At 68.4% G+C, this 20557-nt stretch carries 18 protein-coding genes; 14 read left to right on the plus strand and 4 right to left on the minus strand.

The annotated features are described in order from the left end of the window. From D577_RS0111910 to D577_RS0111920, 3 genes are read right to left on the minus strand one after another with little or no spacing between them, the layout of a single operon-like run. On the minus strand, nucleotides 1-399 hold the full coding sequence (locus tag D577_RS0111910; protein ID WP_018947698.1) for an Mth938-like domain-containing protein: 399 nt from the start codon (nucleotides 397-399) through the stop codon (nucleotides 1-3). Between the two features lie 58 nt (nucleotides 400-457). Next, nucleotides 458-811 carry a hypothetical protein gene (locus D577_RS0111915; protein WP_018947699.1) on the minus strand — a complete coding sequence of 118 codons (354 nt, stop codon included), beginning with the start codon at nucleotides 809-811 and terminating at the stop codon, nucleotides 458-460. Between the two features lie 14 nt (nucleotides 812-825). Continuing rightward, the gene (locus tag D577_RS0111920; protein WP_018947700.1) at nucleotides 826-1953 is read right to left on the minus strand and encodes a metal-dependent hydrolase; all 1128 of its coding nucleotides are present in this window, start codon (nucleotides 1951-1953) and stop codon (nucleotides 826-828) included. Between the two features lie 45 nt (nucleotides 1954-1998). Here D577_RS0111920 and D577_RS0111925 point away from each other — a divergent pair, with 45 nt between their 5' ends. Then, a complete protein-coding gene (locus D577_RS0111925) occupies nucleotides 1999-5709 on the plus strand; it encodes a hydantoinase B/oxoprolinase family protein (protein ID WP_018947701.1) in 3711 nt (1236 codons plus the stop codon). A 53-nt stretch (nucleotides 5710-5762) separates the two neighbouring features. On the opposite strand, the gene D577_RS0111930 is transcribed toward D577_RS0111925, so the two are convergent. Further along, on the minus strand, nucleotides 5763-8114 hold the full coding sequence (locus tag D577_RS0111930) for a DUF1631 family protein (protein WP_026289047.1): 2352 nt from the start codon (nucleotides 8112-8114) through the stop codon (nucleotides 5763-5765). Between the two features lie 195 nt (nucleotides 8115-8309). Between D577_RS0111930 and D577_RS0111935 the strand changes: the two genes are divergently transcribed. From D577_RS0111935 to D577_RS13675, 13 genes are all read left to right on the plus strand, one after another. Next, nucleotides 8310-9359 (plus strand): cyclopropane-fatty-acyl-phospholipid synthase family protein, encoded by a 1050-nt coding sequence (locus D577_RS0111935; protein WP_018947703.1) that lies wholly within the window; start codon nucleotides 8310-8312, stop codon nucleotides 9357-9359. Then, on the plus strand, nucleotides 9356-10132 hold the full coding sequence (locus tag D577_RS0111940) for a DUF1295 domain-containing protein (RefSeq protein ID WP_018947704.1): 777 nt from the start codon (nucleotides 9356-9358) through the stop codon (nucleotides 10130-10132). The genes D577_RS0111935 and D577_RS0111940 overlap by 4 nt, the downstream gene beginning before the upstream one ends. Before the next feature lie 106 nt (nucleotides 10133-10238). After that, a complete protein-coding gene (minC, locus tag D577_RS0111945) occupies nucleotides 10239-11012 on the plus strand; it encodes a septum site-determining protein MinC (protein ID WP_051073646.1) in 774 nt (257 codons plus the stop codon). Nucleotides 11013-11054: 42 nt separating this feature from the next. Beyond that, on the plus strand, nucleotides 11055-11864 hold the full coding sequence (minD, locus tag D577_RS0111950) for a septum site-determining protein MinD (RefSeq protein WP_018947706.1): 810 nt from the start codon (nucleotides 11055-11057) through the stop codon (nucleotides 11862-11864). Between the two features lie 4 nt (nucleotides 11865-11868). Next, nucleotides 11869-12135, plus strand: a complete 267-nt coding sequence (gene minE / locus D577_RS0111955; RefSeq protein ID WP_018947707.1) for a cell division topological specificity factor MinE — start codon at nucleotides 11869-11871, stop codon at nucleotides 12133-12135. A 69-nt stretch (nucleotides 12136-12204) separates the two neighbouring features. Then, the gene (locus D577_RS0111960) at nucleotides 12205-12876 is read left to right on the plus strand and encodes a type 1 glutamine amidotransferase domain-containing protein (RefSeq protein WP_018947708.1); all 672 of its coding nucleotides are present in this window, start codon (nucleotides 12205-12207) and stop codon (nucleotides 12874-12876) included. A gap of 386 nt (nucleotides 12877-13262) precedes the next feature. After that, on the plus strand, nucleotides 13263-14684 hold the full coding sequence (locus D577_RS0111965) for a form I ribulose bisphosphate carboxylase large subunit (RefSeq protein ID WP_018947709.1): 1422 nt from the start codon (nucleotides 13263-13265) through the stop codon (nucleotides 14682-14684). A gap of 70 nt (nucleotides 14685-14754) precedes the next feature. Then, complete coding sequence (locus tag D577_RS0111970) at nucleotides 14755-15087, plus strand: ribulose bisphosphate carboxylase small subunit (protein ID WP_019022376.1); 333 nt, start codon at nucleotides 14755-14757, stop codon at nucleotides 15085-15087. An 86-nt stretch (nucleotides 15088-15173) separates the two neighbouring features. Beyond that, nucleotides 15174-18218: a CsoS2 family carboxysome shell protein gene (locus D577_RS0111975; protein WP_018947710.1), complete on the plus strand. Its 3045-nt coding sequence runs from the start codon at nucleotides 15174-15176 to the stop codon at nucleotides 18216-18218. A gap of 19 nt (nucleotides 18219-18237) precedes the next feature. Next, nucleotides 18238-19812, plus strand: a complete 1575-nt coding sequence (locus D577_RS0111980; protein ID WP_018947711.1) for a carboxysome shell carbonic anhydrase — start codon at nucleotides 18238-18240, stop codon at nucleotides 19810-19812. Nucleotides 19813-19828: 16 nt separating this feature from the next. Then, nucleotides 19829-20080, plus strand: coding sequence for a carboxysome peptide A (locus D577_RS0111985; RefSeq protein WP_018870589.1), 252 nt, complete (start codon nucleotides 19829-19831; stop codon nucleotides 20078-20080). Nucleotides 20081-20083: 3 nt separating this feature from the next. Beyond that, nucleotides 20084-20419, plus strand: coding sequence for a carboxysome peptide B (locus tag D577_RS0111990; RefSeq protein ID WP_018947712.1), 336 nt, complete (start codon nucleotides 20084-20086; stop codon nucleotides 20417-20419). Between the two features lie 45 nt (nucleotides 20420-20464). Continuing rightward, on the plus strand, nucleotides 20465-20557 hold a 93-nt coding region (locus D577_RS13675; protein WP_038030644.1), incomplete at its 3' end, for a BMC domain-containing protein.

Below are 20557 nucleotides of genomic sequence, written 5' to 3' on the forward strand. Positions count from 1 at the left end.
TCAATCGCCGGCGGAGGCTTCTGCCGGTTCCACGATCAGGGCCGCGGCCACGTCGCGGCCCTCGGCCATGATCAGGTTGTAGGTGCGGCAGGCCGCCGCGGTGTCCATGATCTCCACCCCCAGCTCGCGCCGCTGCAGTTCGCGCCGCAGTTCGCGCGGCGGAAAGCGGCTGACCTCGCCGGTGCCGATCAGCAGGACCTCCGGGGGCTCTTCCAGGATCGGCTCCAGGGCCGCGAGATCCAGCTCGCCGGCCGCGCGCACCGGCCAGTCCGCATGCAGCGAGCGCGGCCGCACGATCAGGCTGGCGTGATAGGCGACATCATTGATCCCGATCGCCCCGGGGGCATGCCCGGTGATGCGATAGGTGAGGCCATCGGAGGTGAGTTCGGAGAACAGCATGACCCAGACGCTACCCCGCGGCGGCGCCGGGCTCAAGAGCCGGTGTCGGGGGCAGGGGTCAGCGGCGGGGCCGGAAACCCGGCGGACGTTCGGCGATCCATTCCACGAAGCGCCGGATGACAGGCTCGGCCAGCAGGGCCTCGCGAGTGTTCAGACGTTCGGCGAGCGTCTGTTCGTCGAACTGGCGGTGGATGTGGTCGTGGCACGGGCGGCAGACCTGCAGCAGGCGGCCCTCGCGTTCGGCGCGCGGGAACCGGCGGCGGATGCGCCGACGCCGGTGCTGCTTGCGTGGGATCAGGTGGTGCCGGGTCAGGCCTTCGTGTCGCCCGCACAGCTCGCAGATCCCGCTGGCCGGGGCCTCCGGGGGCGTCCCGGGCGAGTGTCCACCATGGCGGTCTCCGGGTGGGCACATGGATCGGCGTTTCTCTACAGGCGCGGCCGGATCGGATCGCCGGGGTGGGCGCCGGGGAGACCCATGCGCATGCGGCAGCGCGGTGGAGGATTGGTCACGAAGTACTCCGGCCCGGCCAGATCGCCCATGCAGCCAATGCGATCGGGCTGGAAGGCGCGCCGCGCCAGCGCGTGCAGGGCGTCGTCCAGCGGCCCTTCCTCGCGCACCCGTTCGCTGCTGATCGGCTGCCATTCACCGTTTTCGCGTTCGGCGATGGCGAAGCCGAAGGGGAAGTAGCCGGGGCCGCCCAGGCGGATGTCGGTGGCGACCAGGCGCGGCGGACGGTCCTCGTCGTACTGCGCGTGAAAGCGCAGGAACGGGCCGCTGAATTCGCGCAGGCGCCGGCCGTCTTCCAGGTCCATCGCGGTTTCCTCGAGTCCGTGCGGATCGCGCCGGAAGGTCTCGAAATCGGGACGGATCGGCTGGTCGAAGATCCCGACCCAGGCCTCGTGGAAGTGGTCGCCGTTGATGACGGTGACCCGCCAGACCAGCATGTTGAACGGGGTGGGCTGGATCAGCCGGGGCTGTTCCTCCAGTCCGGCCTGGGCCAGCGCGGGCTGGATGTGACGGTCCAGCCACGCCTGCAGGGCCAGGCCGCTGCCGGCGTAGGCGGTGGAAAGCACCAGCCCGGCCACCAGCGCCCGGGGCGCGAAGCGCCAGAAGGCCGCGACGATCACCCCGATCAGCAGCGGCAGGGTGTACAGCGGGTCGATGACGAAGATCGAGGCGGTCCCCACCGGGCCCACCGGCAGCGGCCACAGGATCTGCGTGCCGTAGGTGGTCAGGGCATCGAGCAGGACATGCGTGATCAGCACCAGGGCGAAGAACCACCACCAGCGGGCAAAGCCGATGTCGCGCGTTGCCGGGGTCCGCGACAGCACCCCGGCGGCCGCCGCCGAGAATAACAGCAGCACCGGGATGGAGTGGCTGAAGCCCCGGTGCAGGGTGAAATCGGAGACCGCATCACCGTAAGCTATGAGGATGTCGAGATCCGGAATCAGGGCGACCAGCGCGCCGAGTACCAGGGCCTTGCGGCCCAGCCGTGAACCGAGGACGAGGCCGCCGATGGCGGCACCGAGACTGGCGTGGGTGACGGGATCCATGGGGGTCTGCGTTTCCCTGCGATGCGTGGGCGGGTTCGGGGCGCAATGATGGCGGGCGGCGACGCTCACGCACAAGCCCGCGGCCGGCACGCGGATACGCGGGCCTGGGATTTCTGGATCGACCGCGGTGGCACCTTCACCGACATCGTGGCGCGCGATCCGGACGGGCGGCTGCATTCGCACAAGCTGCTGTCGGAGCACCCCGAGGCCTACGCCGACGCGGCGGTGCAGGGCATTCGCGATCTCCTCGGGCTCAGGCCGGGCAAGCCGGTCCCGCAGTCGCGCATTCATGAGGTGCGCATGGGCACCACGGTGGCCACCAACGCCCTGCTGGAAGGCAAGGGCGAGCCGGTGGTGCTGGTGATTACCGCGGGTCTGGAGGATGCGCTGCGCATCGGGCATCAGGCGCGCCCGGAGCTGTTCGTCCGCGACATCCACCTGCCGGCCCCGGTGTACGACCGGGTGGAACCGGTGGACGAGCGCGTGGATGCCGCCGGACGGGTGCTGCGCTCGCCCGATCTGGAGGACCTGCGCCCGCGCCTGCAGACGGCGCGGGCGGAGGGGTATCGCGCGCTGGCGGTGGCCTGCGTCCACGGCTATCGCTTCCCGGCGCACGAGCAGGCGGTGGCCGCGCTGGCGCGCGAGCTGGGTTTCCAGGAGGTGGTCGCCAGCCACGAGGTCAGCGGCCTGATCAAGCTGGTGCCGCGCGGCGAGACGGCGGTGGTGGACGCCTTCCTGTCGCCGGTGCTGCGACGCTACGTGCGTCAGGTGACCGCCGAGCTGGGGACGGTACCGCTGCGCTTCATGCAGTCCTCCGGCGGACTGGTGGATGGCGAACGCTTCCGCGGGCGCGATGCGGTGCTGTCCGGCCCGGCCGGGGGCATCGTCGGTGCGCTGCGCACCGCGGGCCCGCTGGGCTTCGAGCGCCTGATCACCTTCGACATGGGCGGGACCTCCACCGACGTCGCGCATCTGGCGGGCGAGCTGGAGCGGCGTCAGGAGAGCGAGGTGGCCGGGGTCCGCCTGCGCGTGCCGATGCTGGACATTCACACCGTGGCGGCCGGCGGCGGGTCGATCTGCCGGTTCGACGGCATGCGCCTGCGCGTGGGGCCGGAGTCGGCCGGGGCGCAGCCGGGTCCGGCGGCGTACGGTCAGGGCGGCCCGCTGACGGTCACCGACTGCAACCTGCAGCTGGGGCGGTTGCGGCCCGAGTATTTCCCGGCGGTGTTCGGGCCGGATCGCGACCGGCCGCTGGATGCCGGGGCGGTGGCGGAGGGCTTTGCCGCGCTGGCGGCCGAGGTGGGGGCGACCCAGGACGAGACGCCGTCGCCCGAGGCGCTGGCCGAAGGCCTGCTGGAGATCGCGGTGGAACACATGGCGCGCGCGATCAAGACGATTTCGGTGCAGCGCGGGCACGACGTCGGCGGTTATGCGCTGGTCTGCTTCGGCGGGGCCGGCGGGCAGCATGCCTGCCGGGTGGCCGAACGCCTGGGCATGCGGCACGTGCTGCTGCATCCCCTGGGCGGGGTGCTGTCGGCCTTCGGCATGGGGCTGGCGGAACTGCGCGCGCTGCACGAGGCGAGCCTGGAACTGCCGCTGGAAGGCGACGGCGTGGCCGGCCTGGAGGCCGCGCTGGGCGAGCTGGAGGCCGCGGCCCGCGACGAACTCACCGCGCAGGGGGTGGATCCTGCGCAGTTGCAGCTGCGCCGGCGCGTGCACCTGCGGGTGGAGGGATCGGACTCCACGCTGGAGGTGGATGCCGGGTCGGCCGAGGCCATGCTGCACGCGTTTGCGCAGGCCTGGCGCCAGCGCTACGGCTTTGCGCCGCCGGATCGTCGCCTGGTGGTGGCGGTGGCCACGGTGGAGGCGATCGGCCCGGGGGCGGAGAATCCCGCGGACGGTGGCGGCGCGGAAACCGGGGCTGACCCGGCCGGGACTCCGGCGGATGCCGGCGAGCGGGTGGCGATGTTCACCGCCGGGCAGTGGCGCGAGGTGCCGCTGTACCGCCGCGAGGCCCTGAGCCCCGGCATGCGTCTGGACGGGCCGGCGATCGTGATCGAGGCCACTGGCACGGTGATCCTGGAGCCGGACTGGCGGGGCCACATGGCCGCGGACGGCACGCTGGTGCTGGAGCACCACCCTGCCGCGGCGGCGCATGATCGCAAGCGGCGCGATGACCCGCAGCGCCGCGACCCGGTGCGGCTGGAGGTCTTCAACAACCGCTTCATGGCGATTGCCGACCAGATGGGCTTCACCCTGCAGAACACCGCCCATTCGGTGAACATCAAGGAGCGCCTGGATTTTTCCTGTGCCCTGTTTGACGGGGCCGGCCGGCTGGTGGCGAACGCGCCGCACATGCCGGTGCATCTGGGCTCCATGGGCGCCAGCGTGCGCGCGATCGTGGCGGCCTTCGGCGACGACCTGCGTCCGGGTGACGCGTACATGCTCAACGATCCGTTCAACGGCGGGACCCACCTGCCGGACATCACGGTGGTGACGCCGGTCTTCCTGGACGCCGCGGGCGGTGTCACGAGTGACCCGGCGACCCCGGCGGTACTGCGCTACTTCGTGGCCTCGCGCGGGCATCACGCCGATGTGGGCGGGATCACGCCGGGGTCGATGCCGGCGTTCTCTTCAGCTCCGGAGGAGGAAGGCGTGCGCATCCCGCCGGTGCGGCTGGTGCGCGATGGCCAGTTCGATGGCGAGATCCTCCAGACGCTGCTGACGTCCGGTCCGTGGCCGGCGCGCAATCCGGCGCAGAACCGCGCCGACCTGGAGGCACAGGTGGCGGCCAATCGGCGCGGCCTCGAAGAACTGGACCGCCTGCTGGCCGAAAGCGGCCCTGCGCTGGTGACCGCCAGCATGCAGCATGTGCAGGAGAATGCGGCCGAGGCAGTGCGGCGCCTGATCCCCGACCTGCAATCCGGCAGCTATCGCTGTGCGCTGGACAACGGGGCGGAGATCGTGGTGTCGGTGACCCCGGATCTGCCCGGGGCGGCGGAAGATGCGCGGCTGGTGATCGATTTCGACGGGACTTCGGCCCAGCGCGCGGACAACTTCAATGCGCCGGTATCCATCGTGCGCGCCACGGTGCTGTACGTGCTGCGCTGTCTGCTGGACGACCCGGTACCGCTGAATGACGGCTGCCTCGATCCGGTGGATCTGCGGGTGCCGGAAGGCTGCATGCTCAACCCGGTGCCGCCGGCCGCCGTGGTGGCGGGCAACGTGGAGACCTCGCAGGCGGTGACCGATGCCCTGTTCGCCGCCCTGGGCGTGCAGGCGGCCGCGCAGGGCACGATGAACAACCTGACCTTCGGCAACGACCGTCACCAGTATTACGAGACCATCGCCGGGGGTGCCGGCGCGGGCCCCGGGCACCACGGCGCCAGTGCGGTGCAGACCCACATGACCAACTCGCGCCTGACCGACCCGGAGGTCCTGGAGAGCCGCTTCCCTGTGAGGGTGGAGCGCTTTGCGCTGCGCGCGGGTTCGGGGGGTACGGGCCGGTGGCGCGGCGGCGACGGGGTCATTCGCCGTCTGGGTTTCGATGAACCGATGGAGCTGACCCTGCTGGCCAACCGCCGGCGCGTGGCACCGTTCGGGCTGTGTGGTGGTGGCGATGCGGCCGCGGGCGAGGACTGGCTGATCCGCGCAGACGGGCGCCGCGAGCGCCTGCAGGGCTGCGATCGGCGTTCGCTGGAAGCGGGCGATGCGGTGGAGATCCATACCCCGGGCGGCGGGGGTTACGGGCCGTAGGAGCGGCCCTGGCCGCGAAGAGTTCGCTGGCGGAGGGGGCAAGCCGGCAGATGTCAGCCGGTGGCGTCGGCCGACCCCTCCGTGCCCAGCTTCTGCTCCATCAGGTGATCGAACAGGGATTCCTCGGGGATGATCTGCGCGCGCCCGGTGCGGAACTCCTGGGCCAGTCCCTGGAGGCTGTGCTGGCGCTTGCTGCGGCCGGCGGCATCGGTGAACAGGAAGCGCCCGGAGTGGGTGCCGCGCCAGACGAGCTTCATGCGCGTGACCCGGGTGCCGGCGGGCGAGGTGAACTGGATCCAGGTGCCCGATTCCAGGCTGTCGGCGGTGTCCACGTGCTCGTCGTCGTGGTCGCGCATCAGCGACGGGTCGTCATCCGGCAGACGCGCCGCGGTCGCGAACGGGCTGGCCGCCGAGCGGCCCTCGCTGCGGCGGCCGTGTTCGCGAGTGCGCTGTTCGCTGCCTTTGTCGGAGGCCTGATCGCTGCGGCTCGCGGTGTCCGTGGAGTCGGTACTGTCTGCTGCGGGGGCTTCGCCAGTGGCGGCTTCCTCTTCCGCGGCCGGTTTTGCCTCTTCGGTGTGGGTCGGCTTGCGCCCGGCGGCCATCAGATGCGCGCTGACCAGGTCGGACTTGATGCGGGCGCGCTCCTCTGCCGACAGCGGGGCCTTGTCCAGATACCCGCGGATCCGGGCCAGCAGCGGTGCCGAGGACTTGAAGTCCGGGGCTTCGCGCATCAGCTGCAGCAGTTCTTCCAGCAGGGCCAGGCCGGCGGGGGACTCCCGGCCGTCGTCAGCTTCTGGCGCGTCATCGGCGGTGGATGTGCCAGTGTCCGCGGTCGGGGCCTCGTCGGCAGTCCCGCCCGCATTGGCCGCCTCCGTGGAGCGGGCGGAGTCGCCGGACTCCCGAGGCGACCCCGGTTCGCTGTCCTCCATCGGGGCCGCCGTGGCGGCGTCCCCCCGGCCCCGGGGTTCGGAGGTCGTTTCCAGGCGGGCGGTTTCCTCGGCGGTCAGCAGCGGGACCCAGGCGTCCATCAGCTGCTGGCGGGCCTGGTCGGGCAGGCCCCGGCCGGCGGTCTCCACCGTCTGGTGCACGGTGGTCTCCATCTGCCAGGAGACCTCGATGCGCGTCTCTTCGTGTTCCGCCGCGCGGCGTTCTTCGGCCGCTTCGGTCTCGATCTCGGATTCGACCTGCTCGAGATCTTCGCGCAGGGCCTGCAGCGCGCTGTGGTAGGCGTCGGCACTGTCGAGACCGGCACCCCGAAGACGCTCGACGTGTTCCGCGACCAGCCGTGCCAGTGGCAGTTCGCGGGCATCTTTCAGGTCCAGGTCGGGGTCCACGCGCAGGGCGATATTGAGCAGCTGACCCGTCATCTGGCGTGCCGGGTGCTGCTTGTCGCGGAAGAAGCTGCTGTCGCGCAGGGAGATGCGCACCAGCGGCAGCTGCAGATCGGCCAGGGGTTCGCGCAGCGCCGGGTTGAGATCGTCGCGCTTGAGGATCAGGTCGAACAGGCCTTGCAGCAGGTCCATGATGAACGGTTCCAGCGACTCGCGGCTGGGGGCGTTCTGGACCATGGTGGCCACGGCCAGCGTGCCGGGCATGCCCTGCGGCATGGCTCCGCCCTCGGCGGGGACCATGCCGCGTTCTCCGGCCGGAACGACGTAGCCGAACTGGCCCCAGTGGCTCTCCGGTGCCGCCGTGCCCGGGTCGGACGTCGCGGCAGCCTGGTCGGTGCCCGCGACCGGCCCCGAGGCGGTTGCCGGTCCACCGGCGTTGGTGTTGCGCGAGCGCGTTACCGGTTCGAGTTCGGGGACGGCCAGACCGGCCTCGCCGAAGCCGTGGATCAGGTCCTGCATCTCCGGCTGCAGGTCGCGGACCACGTCGCGGTCGAACCAGTGCAGCATCATCAGGGATTCCTCGCCCGACAGGGGTATGGTTTCGACCGCTTCGAGGAACGCTTCGCCCAGGGCGTGTGGGTGCCAGGGGGCGGACTCCGGCGCGGGTGCCAGCGAGTAGTCGCGGGTGAGCTGTTCCAGGGCCTCGATTTCCCGGGGCATGGCCGCGCGGGCACCTGCCACGACCTTGCGCAGGGCGACTTCGCGTTCGGTGTCCTCGTTGTCCATCAGGGTGAGCTCGAGTTCGCCGGCAACGTCACCGGGCGCATCCGGCGTCAGTCGTTCTCCGAGGCCCGTGCGCAAGTGCTGCAGAACCTGCTGGCTGGCCATGCGGATGCGTCGCGAGAGCATCAGGCTATGCTGCGCGCGATGGCTGTCGATCGCCTTCTCGGATGCCTCCATCAGACGGTCGTCGAGCTCGTTCATGAAGGCCCGGTTCTTTTCCTCGAGCGCATCCATGAACGGGGTCCAGACGCGCTGCAGCAGCCGGGGCGGGATTCGGTAGGTCTGGGCCATGATCACGTGGAAATTGAGCGTTGGGTCTCACTCTATCACCGCTGTCGGGGGACGAGAGGTGACCGGGGTCACGTCAAACCCATTTTTTGGCGGGGTTATGATCGGCGGGTCGCGCGGAACCGGGTTGGGCTGCAGTCGGTCCATGGTGTTGCGGACCGGGGCCTTCGGCCCGGGCACCGGCAGATGGAGGGGACGATGGAGCGACTGATTGACTGGGCCGAGCGCGGCTGGTTGCCGGATGCGGCCATCCGTGCCGGGATCCGGCATCTGCTGCGGCGGCGGTTGCGCGAGAGTGGCGGGTCGCCGGAGACCCTCCGTGCACGGCGCGAGGCGCTGGTGCGGGCGATGCGGGAGGCGCCCGTCGCGCTGTCCACCGATACCGCCAACGAACAGCATTACGAGCTGCCGACCGAGTATTTCGAGGCGTGCCTGGGGCCGTGGATGAAGTATTCCTCCGGCTGGTGGCCGGAGGGGGTCGAGGATCTGGCCGGGGCCGAGGCGGCGATGCTGCAGCTGACCACCGAGCGCGCCGAGCTGGCGGATGGCCAGCGGATCCTGGAACTGGGCTGCGGATGGGGTTCGCTCTCGCTGTGGATGGCGGAACAGTTCCCGCGGGCCTCGATCCTGGCGGTGTCCAATTCGGCGACCCAGCGCGCGGCGATCGAGCACCGGCGCGATGCCCTCGGCCTGACCAACCTGGAGGTGGTGACCGCCGACATGAACGACTTCCGGCCCGCGCAGACCGGCTTCGACCGGGTGGTGTCGGTGGAGATGTTCGAACACATGCGCAACTGGCCGGAGCTGTTCCGCCGGATCCATGACTGGCTGCGTCCGGGCGGGCGCTTTTTCATGCACGTGTTCGCGCATCGCGACCGTGCCTATTTCTTCGAGACCGACGGTGACGCGGACTGGATGGCCCGGCACTTCTTTCGCGACGGGCTGATGCCGTCCGAGGATCTCGTCTATCAGTTCCAGGACGACCTGCGGGTGCGTCGCCAGTGGCGGGTGGGCGGCGAACATTACGCGCGCAGCCTGAACGCCTGGCTGGAACGCCAGGATGCCGCCCGCGAGCGGCTGCTGTCACTGTTCTCCCGCACGCAGGATGCGGCGGAGGCGGCGCGGGTCTTCCAGCGCTGGCGGATGTTCTACATGGCCTGCGACGAGCTGTTCGCCCGGGACGGCGGGGGTGAGTGGTTCGTCTCGCATACCCTGCTGGAACGCCCGCTGCGGGAGGCCGTGCAATGAGCCTTTCGGTCGCTTTTCTTTGGGGGCTGCTGGCGGCGCTGGGTCTGATGACCCTGGTCTGGGGCGCGGCGATGCGTCGCCGCGACGCCAGCCTGGTGGATCGTTTCTGGGGTATCGGCTTCATCGTCGTCGGCGTCCTGTGGTGGGGGATGGCCGGGTTCCCGGCAGCGGGACTGTGGACGCTGGTGCCGGTGGTCCTGTGGGGTCTGCGCCTGTCGGCCTACATCACCTGGCGCAACTGGGGCCATGGCGAGGACGCGCGGTACACCGCGATGCGCGGAGAGCTGAGCGATGCGGCCTTCGCGCGCCGCAGCCTGGTTACGATCTTCGGTCTGCAGGGTGCGCTGGTGGCGGTGATCGGCCTACCGGTCCTGGCGGGGGTCAGTGCGCAGTCGATGCAGCCGCTGCTGCTGGCGGCGGGTCTCGCGGTGTGGGCCTTCGGTTTCGTCTTCGAGACCGCGGCCGATCTGCAGATGGCCCGCTTCCGCGCCGATCCGCAGCGGCGCGGCGAGGTCATGGACCGGGGGCTGTGGCGCTACAGCCGGCATCCCAACTACTTCGGCGAAATCGTGGTGTGGGTGGGCTATGGCCTGCTGGCGCTGGCGGCCGGCGGCTGGTGGGGTATCCCGTCGGCGGTTCTGATGATCGTTCTGATCCTGCGGGTATCCGGAGTAACGCTCCTCGAATCACACCTGCACGAGACCCGCCCGGGTTATGCCGACTACGTTGCACGGACCCCGGCGCTGATCCCGGGGCGCCCGCGCCGGCGGTGAACGGCGCACCGGCTTGCCGGACCCGGGGCCGGCACGCTATAAATGCGCGATTCCGCCCCGTCCGGGGCGACGCCGATCCGACCATCCTCCGAACGTGGAACCGAGCATGAGCGCTTCCCCCAGCTCCGTCCAGGCCATGGAACTCAAGGGCCGCATGCTGCTGGTCTCGGTGCTGCGGGTGCACGACGCCGAGCCGCACAACCTGGGCAACATGCTCGCCGCGCGACGCGACGAGGCGCCCGATCTGATGCGCGACATGCCCATTGTGCTGGATCTGCAGCCGGTGGCGGATGCCGGGGATGCCGCACTGCGCGCGGTTGTGCAGCAGGTGCGGGCCGCGGGCTTTCGCCTGATCGGGCTGCAGGACGGCGAGGCGGCGCAGGCGCTTGAAGCGGCGGATGCCGCCGGACTGCCGCCGCGTCTGGCCATGGGTGGCCGCGGCGGTTCCGGCGAGGTGGCCCTGAGCGAGGGCCGTGCGCGGCGGGAGGATCCATCCGCGGGGGCCCCGGAGGAACGCGATTCCGCGGCGTCGAGGGCGCCGGTGGCGGTGCACAGCGCGACACGCGTGGTGGACCAGCCGGTGCGCTCGGGGCAGCAGGTCTACGCACGCGGCGGGGATCTGCTGGTGACGGCTCCGGTCTCCGCCGGTGCGGAGCTGCTGGCGGACGGCCACATCACCGTACTGGGGCCATTGCGAGGCCGCGCACTGGCCGGCGTGCGGGGGCTGGTCACCGCGCGCATCTTCTGCCGTCGCCTGGAGGCCGAGCTGCTGTCCATCGGTGGACACTACCGGATTGCCGAAGACATCACGGAAGCCGAGCGCGGCGACAACCGGCTGGTGACACTGGCGGGCGAAAGCCTCAACATCACGGAGTCCTGAGCGGATTCCGCTTCCCTCGATTCTCAAGGAGACGCAGCCATCATGGCACGTATCGTAGTGGTGACTTCCGGCAAGGGGGGTGTGGGCAAGACCACGACCTCGGCCGCGATCGCGACCGGCCTGGCCCAGCGGGGCCACCGGACCGCAGTGATCGATTTCGATGTCGGTCTGCGCAACCTCGACCTGATCATGGGTTGCGAGCGGCGCGTGGTCTACGATTTCGTTAACGTGATCAACGGGGACGCGAACCTCAAGCAGGCGCTGATTCGTGACAAGCGGGTGGAGAACCTGTACATCCTCCCGGCGTCGCAGACCCGCGACAAGGAGGCATTGACCGAGGACGGCGTGGAACGGGTGCTCGGCGAGATGGCCGAGGAATTCGACTACATCATCTGTGACAGCCCGGCCGGGATCGAACGCGGCGCGCTGATGGCCGCTTACCACGCCGACGAGGCCGTGGTGGTCACCAATCCCGAGGTGTCCAGCGTGCGTGACTCGGACCGTATCCTGGGTATCCTCGCCTCCAAGACCCGCAAGGTGGAGCAGGGCGGCGATCCCATGCCCGGGCGCCTGCTGCTGACGCGTTATTCACCCGAACGGGTCGAACGCGGGGAGATGCTGAGCATTGAAGATGTGGGCGACATCCTGGCCATCGATCTGCTGGGCGTGATCCCGGAATCCCAGGCGGTTCTGAACGCCTCCAATGCGGGGCAGCCGGTTATCCTGGACGCGGAATCGGATGCCGGACAGGCGTATGACGACGCCGTGGGCCGTTTCCTTGGCGAGGACCGTCCGCTGCGTTTCGTGGACGTGCCGAAGCGGGGCTTCTTCGGCCGCTTGTTCGGAGGCTGAGTCCATGGGCATCTTCGACTATTTTCGGCAGCCACGGCAGAAAAGTGCCAACGTCGCGAAGGAGCGGTTGCAGATCATCGTAGCGCGCGAGCGCGCCGCACGCTCCGGGCCGGATTATCTCCCCGCAATGCAGCAGGAGCTGCTGCAGGTGATCCGCAAGTACGTCGAGGTGGACGACGACGCGGTGCAGATGAACGTTGATCGCGAGGGGGACTGCGAGGTCCTGGAGCTCAACATCACCCTGCCGGACCATGAGGACGGAACCGGCTGAGCCTTCCGCGGGAACGTGGTCGCCCCGCCGGCTGTCCACCGGCAACAAGCACGGAAAGGAGGCGGCATCATGATGCAGACCATTCTCATCGTGACCACCAGCCACGACGAGCTCGCCCCGGGGCAAGCGACCGGACTGTGGTTTGACGAATTCGCGGTTCCCTATCAGCGGTTCCGCGAGGCCGGGTACGAAATCAAGGTGGTCAGTCCCCGCGGCGGCCCGGTTCCGCTGGACCCGCGGAGCCTGGACGCCGCCCATCCGGATCCCGCATCCGCCTCGGCCCAGCAGGCCCTGGACGACACCATCCCCCTGAGCGAGTCGGTCCGGCACGACCAGTATGCGGCTGTCTTCTTCCCGGGCGGTCACGGCACGATGTTCGACCTGCCGGACAATCCGCATGTCCAGCGACTGGTGGGTGAATTCCTGGCGAATGACAAGGTGCTGGGTGCGGTCTGCCATGGCCCTGCATGCCTGGTCGGCGCGATGCTGCAGGACGGGACCCCGGCGGTTTCCGGCCGTCGGGTCGCCGCGTTCACCAACAGCGAAGAAAAGGGCGTGGGGCTGGAGGCGACGGTGCCGTTCATGCTGCAGGACCGGTTGCAGGCTCAGGGAGGCGAGGTCGACACGGCCGACGACTGGGCGGAACACGTGGTGGTCGATGGCCGCCTGGTGACCGGACAGAACCCACAGTCGGCGCGTGCGGTCGCTGACGCCATGGTGCGGCAGCTGCGCGGCACCTGATCCTCCTCTGCCCTTCCCCGGAGTCGCCCGGCGTCCCGGGCGGCTCCGCTTCGTGCTACCCCGTTTCTTTTCCTCGCCACCCCTCGCCGCCGCCGAGGCCGGCGTCCTGCGTGTGCCTGCCTGCCGGCCGGCCGGGTTCAGGGAAACCGGGTCGTCATTGGCATGCACCGTCCGGGGTTTTCGGCTAGAATCGCGGGCGGCTCATCAGCGGGAGCGTGCGGGAAAGGTCGCGTGCCCCCCATCTCCGGGAACCTGTAAACGACGGCTCCCGGGAAACCATAGATGAACGTCAATCGGTCGTATCTAGATTATTTATTTGTTATTAGTGGTTAACCTTCCTAACCTAGGCGACCGTCACGATTAACCAACGCGTAGGAGAAAGCCACATGGCCGCCAAGAAGTACTCCGCGGGTGTCAAGGATTACCGCGAAACCTACTGGATGCCGGAATACATGCCGCTGGATACCGACCTCCTGGCATGTTTCAAGATCACCCCGCAGCCGGGCATCGACCGCGAAGAAGCCGCAGCCGCCGTGGCCGCCGAGTCCTCCACCGGGACCTGGACCACGGTGTGGACCGACCTCCTCACCGACATGGACTACTACAAGGGCCGCGCCTACTCCATCGAGGACGTGCCGGGTGACGACGAGTCCTTCTACGCGTTCATCGCCTATCCGATCGACCTGTTCGAAGAAGGTTCGATGGTCAACGTGTTCACCTCCCTGGTGGGCAACGTGTTCGGTTTCAAGGCCATCCGTGCCCTGCGTCTGGAAGACGTGCGCTTCCCGATCGCCTACGTGAAGACCTGCGGTGGCCCGCCCGCCGGCATCCAGGTCGAGCGTGACAAGCTGAACAAGTACGGCCGGCCGCTGCTGGGTTGCACCATCAAGCCCAAGCTGGGTCTGTCGGCCAAGAACTACGGCCGTGCCGTGTACGAGTGCCTGCGTGGCGGCCTCGACTTCACCAAGGACGACGAAAACATCAACTCGCAGCCGTTCATGCGCTGGCGCGAGCGTTTCGAGTTCGTCCAGGAAGCGACCGAGAAGGCCGAAGCCGAAACCGGCGAGCGCAAGGGTCACTACCTGAACGTGACCGCGCCGACCCCGGAAGAGATGTACAAGCGTGCCGAGTTCGCCAAGGAGATCGGCGCGCCGATCATCATGCACGACTACATCACCGGCGGTTTCTGCGCCAACACCGGTCTGGCCAACTGGTGCCGCGACAACGGCATGCTGCTGCACATCCACCGTGCGATGCACGCCGTGCTCGACCGTCATCCGAAGCACGGTATCCACTTCCGCGTGCTGGCGAAGATCCTGCGCCTGTCCGGCGGTGATCACCTGCACACCGGTACCGTGGTCGGGAAGCTGGAAGGCGACCGTGCCGCGACCCTCGGCTGGATCGACATGCTGCGCGAATCCTTCGTCCCGGAAGATCGCTCCCGCGGTATCTTCTTTGATCAGGACTGGGGTTCCCTGCCGGGCGTGTTCGCCGTGGCCTCCGGTGGTATCCACGTCTGGCACATGCCGTCGCTGGTCACCATCTTCGGCGACGACTCCGTGCTGCAGTTCGGCGGCGGTACGCTGGGCCATCCGTGGGGCAACGCCCCGGGTGCGACGGCCAACCGCGTGGCGCTGGAAGCCTGCGTCCAGGCGCGTAACGAAGGCCGCGACGTCGAGCGCGAAGGCAAGGAGATCCTCACCCAGGCCGCGCAGCACAGCCCCGAGCTGAAGATTGCGATGGAAACCTGGAAGGAGATCAAGTTCGAGTTCGACACCGTCGACAAGCTCGATTCCCAGCACAAGTGATCGCCCGAGTGCGGACGGCCGCTGGCGGCGCCGTCCGCACCCTGAACGAACCAGACACAGGATGACCGACATGTCCGATATTCAGAACTTCAAGCCGGTGCAGAAGTACGAAACCTTCTCCTACCTGCCGGAGATGAACGCCGACCAGGTGCGCAAGCAGATCGAATACTGCCTCGCGCAGGGCTGGAACCCCTCCGTGGAGTACTCCGAGAAGGAGCACGCCATGTCCCCCTACTGGTACATGTGGAAGCTGCCCTTCTTCGGTGAGCAGTCGGTGGAAGCCGTGCTGCAGGAGATCGAAGAGTGCCGTCGCAGCAACCCCGGCATGATGGTGCGCTTCGTCGCGTACGATAACTACGCCCAGAGCCTGGGCATGGCCTTCGTGGTCGATCGCGGCCGTTGATCCGGCTGCGGCCGGGTCGGCTGTCGCCGGCCCGGCCATTCCATACAGGGTTTTACTGTTGCCGTCGCCAACTGTAAGGAAGTGCCATGAGTAATCCGACATCCGCGTCTGCAGGCCTCTCCGGTCGCGAGCTGGCCCGCGAACGGCGCAAGGCCATGTCCCGCAATGGCAAGGCCGCCGTGAAGGGCTCGAACCAGGGCGTCTCGCGGTCCCAGATGGTTCGTCAGAACCCTGCGCCCGCGGCGCCTGCGCCCGAGCCGGCTCCCTCGGCTCCGGAATCGGCGCGTGAATCCGACGCGCCCGCGCAGCCCGAGCCCCGGTTCACCGAGCCGCGGGCGGAGCGGCAGACCGATGGGTCCGACGCGCCGCCTCCGGGCGCCCACCAGGGTGCCTCCAACGGGCGCCAGGCCGCGCTCGAGCGTCGGCAGAAGATGGCACGTCAGGGCAAAAAGGCCCTGGGGCGGGGCAGCACGCGCGGCTCGGGCGGATTTGCCCGGGCCGGCTCCGAACGCTCGCGTCAGCTCGAAGTCCTTGCCCAGAGCCAGGACGTTGACTGCGAGAATATGAGCGGCCGCGAGATCTGCCGCCTGCGCCGTCAGGCGCTGGCGCAGAACGGCAAGAAGGCGATGGCGACCGAACCGCGGCGCGAGGATCGTCTGCGTGGCCGTGAACGCGACCCGGAACCGCCGCGCCCGACGCGTCCGCCGCGGGAGGCCGCGCGGCAGCCGGAATCCCCGGTGGCCGATGAATCCGCCGAACGTGCGGAAGAGGCGCTGGACCAGGGGCTGGACCGCCTGTGCGAGCAGGTGGAGCAGCGTCAGGACGAGAACGATCGCGAGATCAAGCCGATGATCTCCGACGTGCGGGCCATCTGCATGGCGCGTCGGGACGCGATGGCGAGCCAGGGCAAGAAGGCGCTGCGCCGGCGTTATCAGGCTGGTACCAAACGGCCTTCCGATCTGCCGCGCGAGGGCTCGTGGAAGGCGGCCCAGCGCAAGGGCATGACCACCCGGGAGATCGCGCGTCAGCGGCGCCAGGAACTGTGCAGCATTGGCCGCGGTTCGTCCGAGCCGGGCCGGCCCTGCGGCCGTCCGCGGCAGGCCGGGCAGGATGATGCGCCGGCCAAGGTGGAGGAAGGGACCACCCTTTCCGGCGGGCACGTGAGTGGCACCCAGGTCGAGAGCACTTATGCCGTGACCGGTGGCGAAGCCGGCAGCTGCTACGACGTGACCGGGACCGAATACCTGGGCGCGGAACATTTCGATCGCTACTGCGGGACCCTCCCCGAGGCCCATTCGCCCAAGGTCGGCCATTCGCATACGAGCCACGGGCAGGAAGTCAGTGGAACCGAGGTGGGGCGGTCCCGCCGGGTCACCGGCGACGAGCGCGGCAGTTGCGAGGCGATCACCGGCACCGAGTATCTCAGTACGGAACAGTACGAGGGCTTCTGCGGCACCCGTCCGGCCCCCGGTACTCTGCGCACCGGCGTGATGCACACCGGTCGCGGCGAGGATGTCTCCGGCACAACGGTCGGTCGCAGTCCGAAGGTAACGGGTGATGAGTCGGGTTCCTGCCGCAGCGTGACCGGGACCGAGTATCTGAATACCCGCGACAGTGAGGTTCCCTGCACGGGAAAGCCTGACGGAGCGCCGGCCCGGGCCGGTGTGATGCACACCCTGCGGGGTCGTGAACTGACCGGCACCGACGTCGGGCGCTCCTCTTCAGTGACGGGTGTTGAACACGGGGACTGCAAGCCCGTGACGGGTACGGAGTATCTGGGCAGCGAGGATTTTCAGCGTTGCGGGACCCGCGGGGAACCGGCGGCTTCGCGCGTCAGCGAGATGCACTCCGCGCACGGTCGTTCGGTTACGGGGGTGTCGGTGGATCGAAGCCCTCGGGTTACCGGCGACGAGACCGGTTCCTGCGCGTCGCTGACGGGTACGCCGTACTATAACCGGGCGGATTTCGAGGAGCTGTGCGACAAGCCGGCCGCCGGGGGTGTCCACAAGGTAGGCGTGATGCACACCCTGCACGGCGGCGAAGTGTCGGGGACACGGGTGGACTCGTCCAGCCGTGTCACCGGTGACGAATACGGGGGCTGCAAGCCCATTACCGGGACGGAATACGTGGGATCCGATCATTACGAAACGCTGTGCGCTGCGACGCCCGAAGCCGGGCCGGAAAAGGTCACGACAAGCCGGACCTGGAATCAGCAGGGGGTGTCGGGACCGGCGATGGGTCCCTCGTCCCGCGTGACTGGCGATGAATACGGCGCCTGCATGCCGATCAGCGGGACGTCCTATGTCAGCCCGGACCAGTACCAGCAGTACTGTTCGCCCGAGGAATCCCGTTCCGCCCAGGTGCGGGTCGCCGAACGGCATTCCACCCCGGGCCACGCCATTTCCGGAAGTCAGCCGGGCCATGACGAGCGGGTCACGGGTACCGAACGAGGCGCTTGCCAGGATATCTCCGGCTCGGCCTATGTCGGTGCGGATGAATTTGCATCGGCCTGCCCGAATGTCGCCGGGGACCTGCATCCTCGCTTGCGTCCGGAGGGATTCGATAGTAATCCGGCCACGGCCATCCAGGCGGCGACGCCCGCCGCGGAAGTGCCGGGGCGTGACTTCAGCGTTCCGTCGCCGGCCCGGGAAGCTCGTGAAAGGCGCGTGACTGGGACTGCTTATGGTTCAAGCGGTTCGATTACCGGTTCGGTGAACAAGGCGATGGGCCTGGTGTCCGGCACCGAGGATTTCCGTTATGGACAGGCGCATGCTCGCGCCGGTGCCCCCATGGCCATGGCACAGGCCAAGGCAGCGAGGTCCGAGATCGAGGCGGCCCAGGCGGCGGTAGAAGAACGCCAGGGTGCCGAACGCGTAACCGTTAACGGTGCCGGGGGTGGCGTGGCGATCACCGGTGATGACTGGCAGCGCGGCGATTCGGTGACCGGCACGGAAGGTTTTTCCACGCGCCGCAATGTCAGCATGCGCGGCAATCCGCGGGGCGAGGGCAGCAGTGCCTGGGGTAACCGCGAGCTGGAGCGCAAGGAAGTACCGCCGAGCCGGATTACGGGCTCATCGGGCAGCACCGATGCGGGGTCGTTGGTGACCCTGTCCGGCGGCGCTCGCGGCTGATCCGGGGAGAACGGACCTCATGGTCGTACGTCGTCGCCGCAAGACGAGTCCGCTGCGCCCGCGGGGGAGCGTGACCGGTCGCCCGGGTGCCTCGGCACCGCGGAGCGACCACACGCCGGCGGTCGGGCCGGATTCGTCGGTGGCCCCGGCACTGGGTGAAGTCGGCCGTTACGCCCCCGTGGATACGGGGGGTGGTGTGCGGCCGGGGCATCCGCTGGCGGACGAGCGGGGCAACGAACGGCTGCATGCCTTCGAACAGGGTTTTCGTGACCGCTTCTCGGAGTTGGTGCCGGTCCTGCGCGAAATCCATTCGCTGCAGCATGAGAAGGGTTTTTCGGAACGGGCACAGTCCCTCGCGGAACGACAACTCGGTATCCGGCTTCCCGAACAGGTGCTTGAGGATGCGTGGATCAACCATCTGGACACCCGGCGTCTGTACCTGGAAGGCAGTTTTCGGCTGTTCGACCGGCTGGTGAACGAATACTGGTCGGGCCGGGATGATCTGGCGGCCGAGGCGGAATCGGCGATCGCGTGGTTCCTCGATTGCGACTTCCACGAAGTGGATATCTCGCCTTGCTCGGACGGACGGTTGCTGGGTCTGCGGCGCTTCATTCTGCGTCTGCCGGATATGGCGGTCCGCGTGAAGAGCTACGCGGGTGCCCTGTTCGATATCGAAGAGGACGTTCGGCACTGGACGAAACGCGAGCTTCTGCGTTTTCGTGAAGGAAGGCCGACGACCGCGGATGTGCCGAGCCGGTACCTGAAGGTGGCGGCGTATCACTACAGCAGTGCGGACCCGAACCATCAGGGCTGTACGGCCCACGCTTCCTGTGAGCGGGAGGCGGCGGATGCGGCCCTGCGCCAGCTCCGGGCGTTCCGGCAGGCGGTGGAGAACACCTATTGTTGCGGTGCTTCGGTCGATACCCTGCTGATCGGGGTGGACACTGACACCGACGCCATCAAGGTCCATGTGCCCGATGGCGAGACGCGCATGAGTCTGTATCGGTTTGTGGACAGTGCCGCGCTGTATCGAGAAACGCAGGGCATGAACGAACAAGATGCCTCCCTGGCGGTGTATCGCGCGATTCAGGACACGGTCCACCAGCAGGGGTGGGGCACCGGAAACGGGGCGCCGCACGAGGGCATGCTGAGGTTTATTTCGCGGCTGCTGATGAACAACCTGTCGCAGCTCGATTACGTGGCGCGGTATCACGGTGGCCATTACGCCGACGTGGGGCATCGCGAACGGATGATCATTGTGGGCCAGGAAGTGGAAGAGATGCAGGTGCGCAACTTCGCATACATCGCCCATCTGGACACCATGGAAGAAGGCGCCGAAAGCATGGACGTCGGCGTGAACAAGGTGTTCCGCAAACTGAACGTGGAACGCGGGCTGCCGGTGCCGGTAGTGGTGCACTTCCGCTACGACCGCAAGGTGCCCGGGTCGCGCGAGCGGGTGGAGGCCCGCTGCCGGCGGGTACGCGACGAGATCATGAAGCGCTACCGCGATTTGTCCGAAAAGGGGCTGATCGGCTGCCACATGGTGATTCGGGACAAGCGCAGTGGTTCGCAACTGGAGCCGCTGGAGGCCTGAGGCCAACGGGAACGAGATGAAAATCTGCAAGGTAGAAAAAACGCTGGTATCGACCAACCGCATTCGCGACCTGGGGCATCGGCCGCTGCTCGTGGTGCAGGAAAAGGTCGGCGGGCCGCGTACCGTGGCGGTGGACGCCGTCGGTTGCGTTCCGGGTGACTGGGTGATCGTGGTGGGCTCGTCGGCGGCGCGCGAAGCGGCCGGTGACAAGTCCTATCCCAGTGACGCGACGATCGTCGGGATCATCGATCACTGGGAGGAGCAGTAAGACATGGACATCATGCGCGTGGAGGACGAGCTGACGGTGACCCGTCGGGTCGATGGCCTGAAAACGGCGTCCCTGCGCGTGCTGGTGGATGCGAAGGGCGGTCGCGCGGTCGCGGTCGATCCGGTGGGCGCGTACCCGGGCAACTGGGTGTTCACGATCAGCGGTTCGGCGGCGCGCCTCGCGCTCGATGACCATTCGATTCTGACCGATCTGACAATCGGCGGGATCATCGACTACTGGGACGACGGCAGTGATGACACGTCGTCGTCCGGGAAGGACAAGGCTGGGCAGGACCAGACCGATACCGGGCGCTCGGATGGCGGACGCAGGGCCGCTTGAGCGTCGAATTTTTCGAAGTAACCGTAACTCCGGGAGAAAATAGCAATGGCGAGTGAAAACTTTGGTGTGGCCCTGGGCATGATCGAGACCCGTGGTCTGGTTCCGGCGATTGAAGCGGCGGACGCGATGACCAAGGCC

This window comes from Thioalkalivibrio sp. AKL17, from assembly GCF_000377885.1.
Classification (GTDB): domain Bacteria; phylum Pseudomonadota; class Gammaproteobacteria; order Ectothiorhodospirales; family Ectothiorhodospiraceae; genus Thioalkalivibrio; species Thioalkalivibrio halophilus.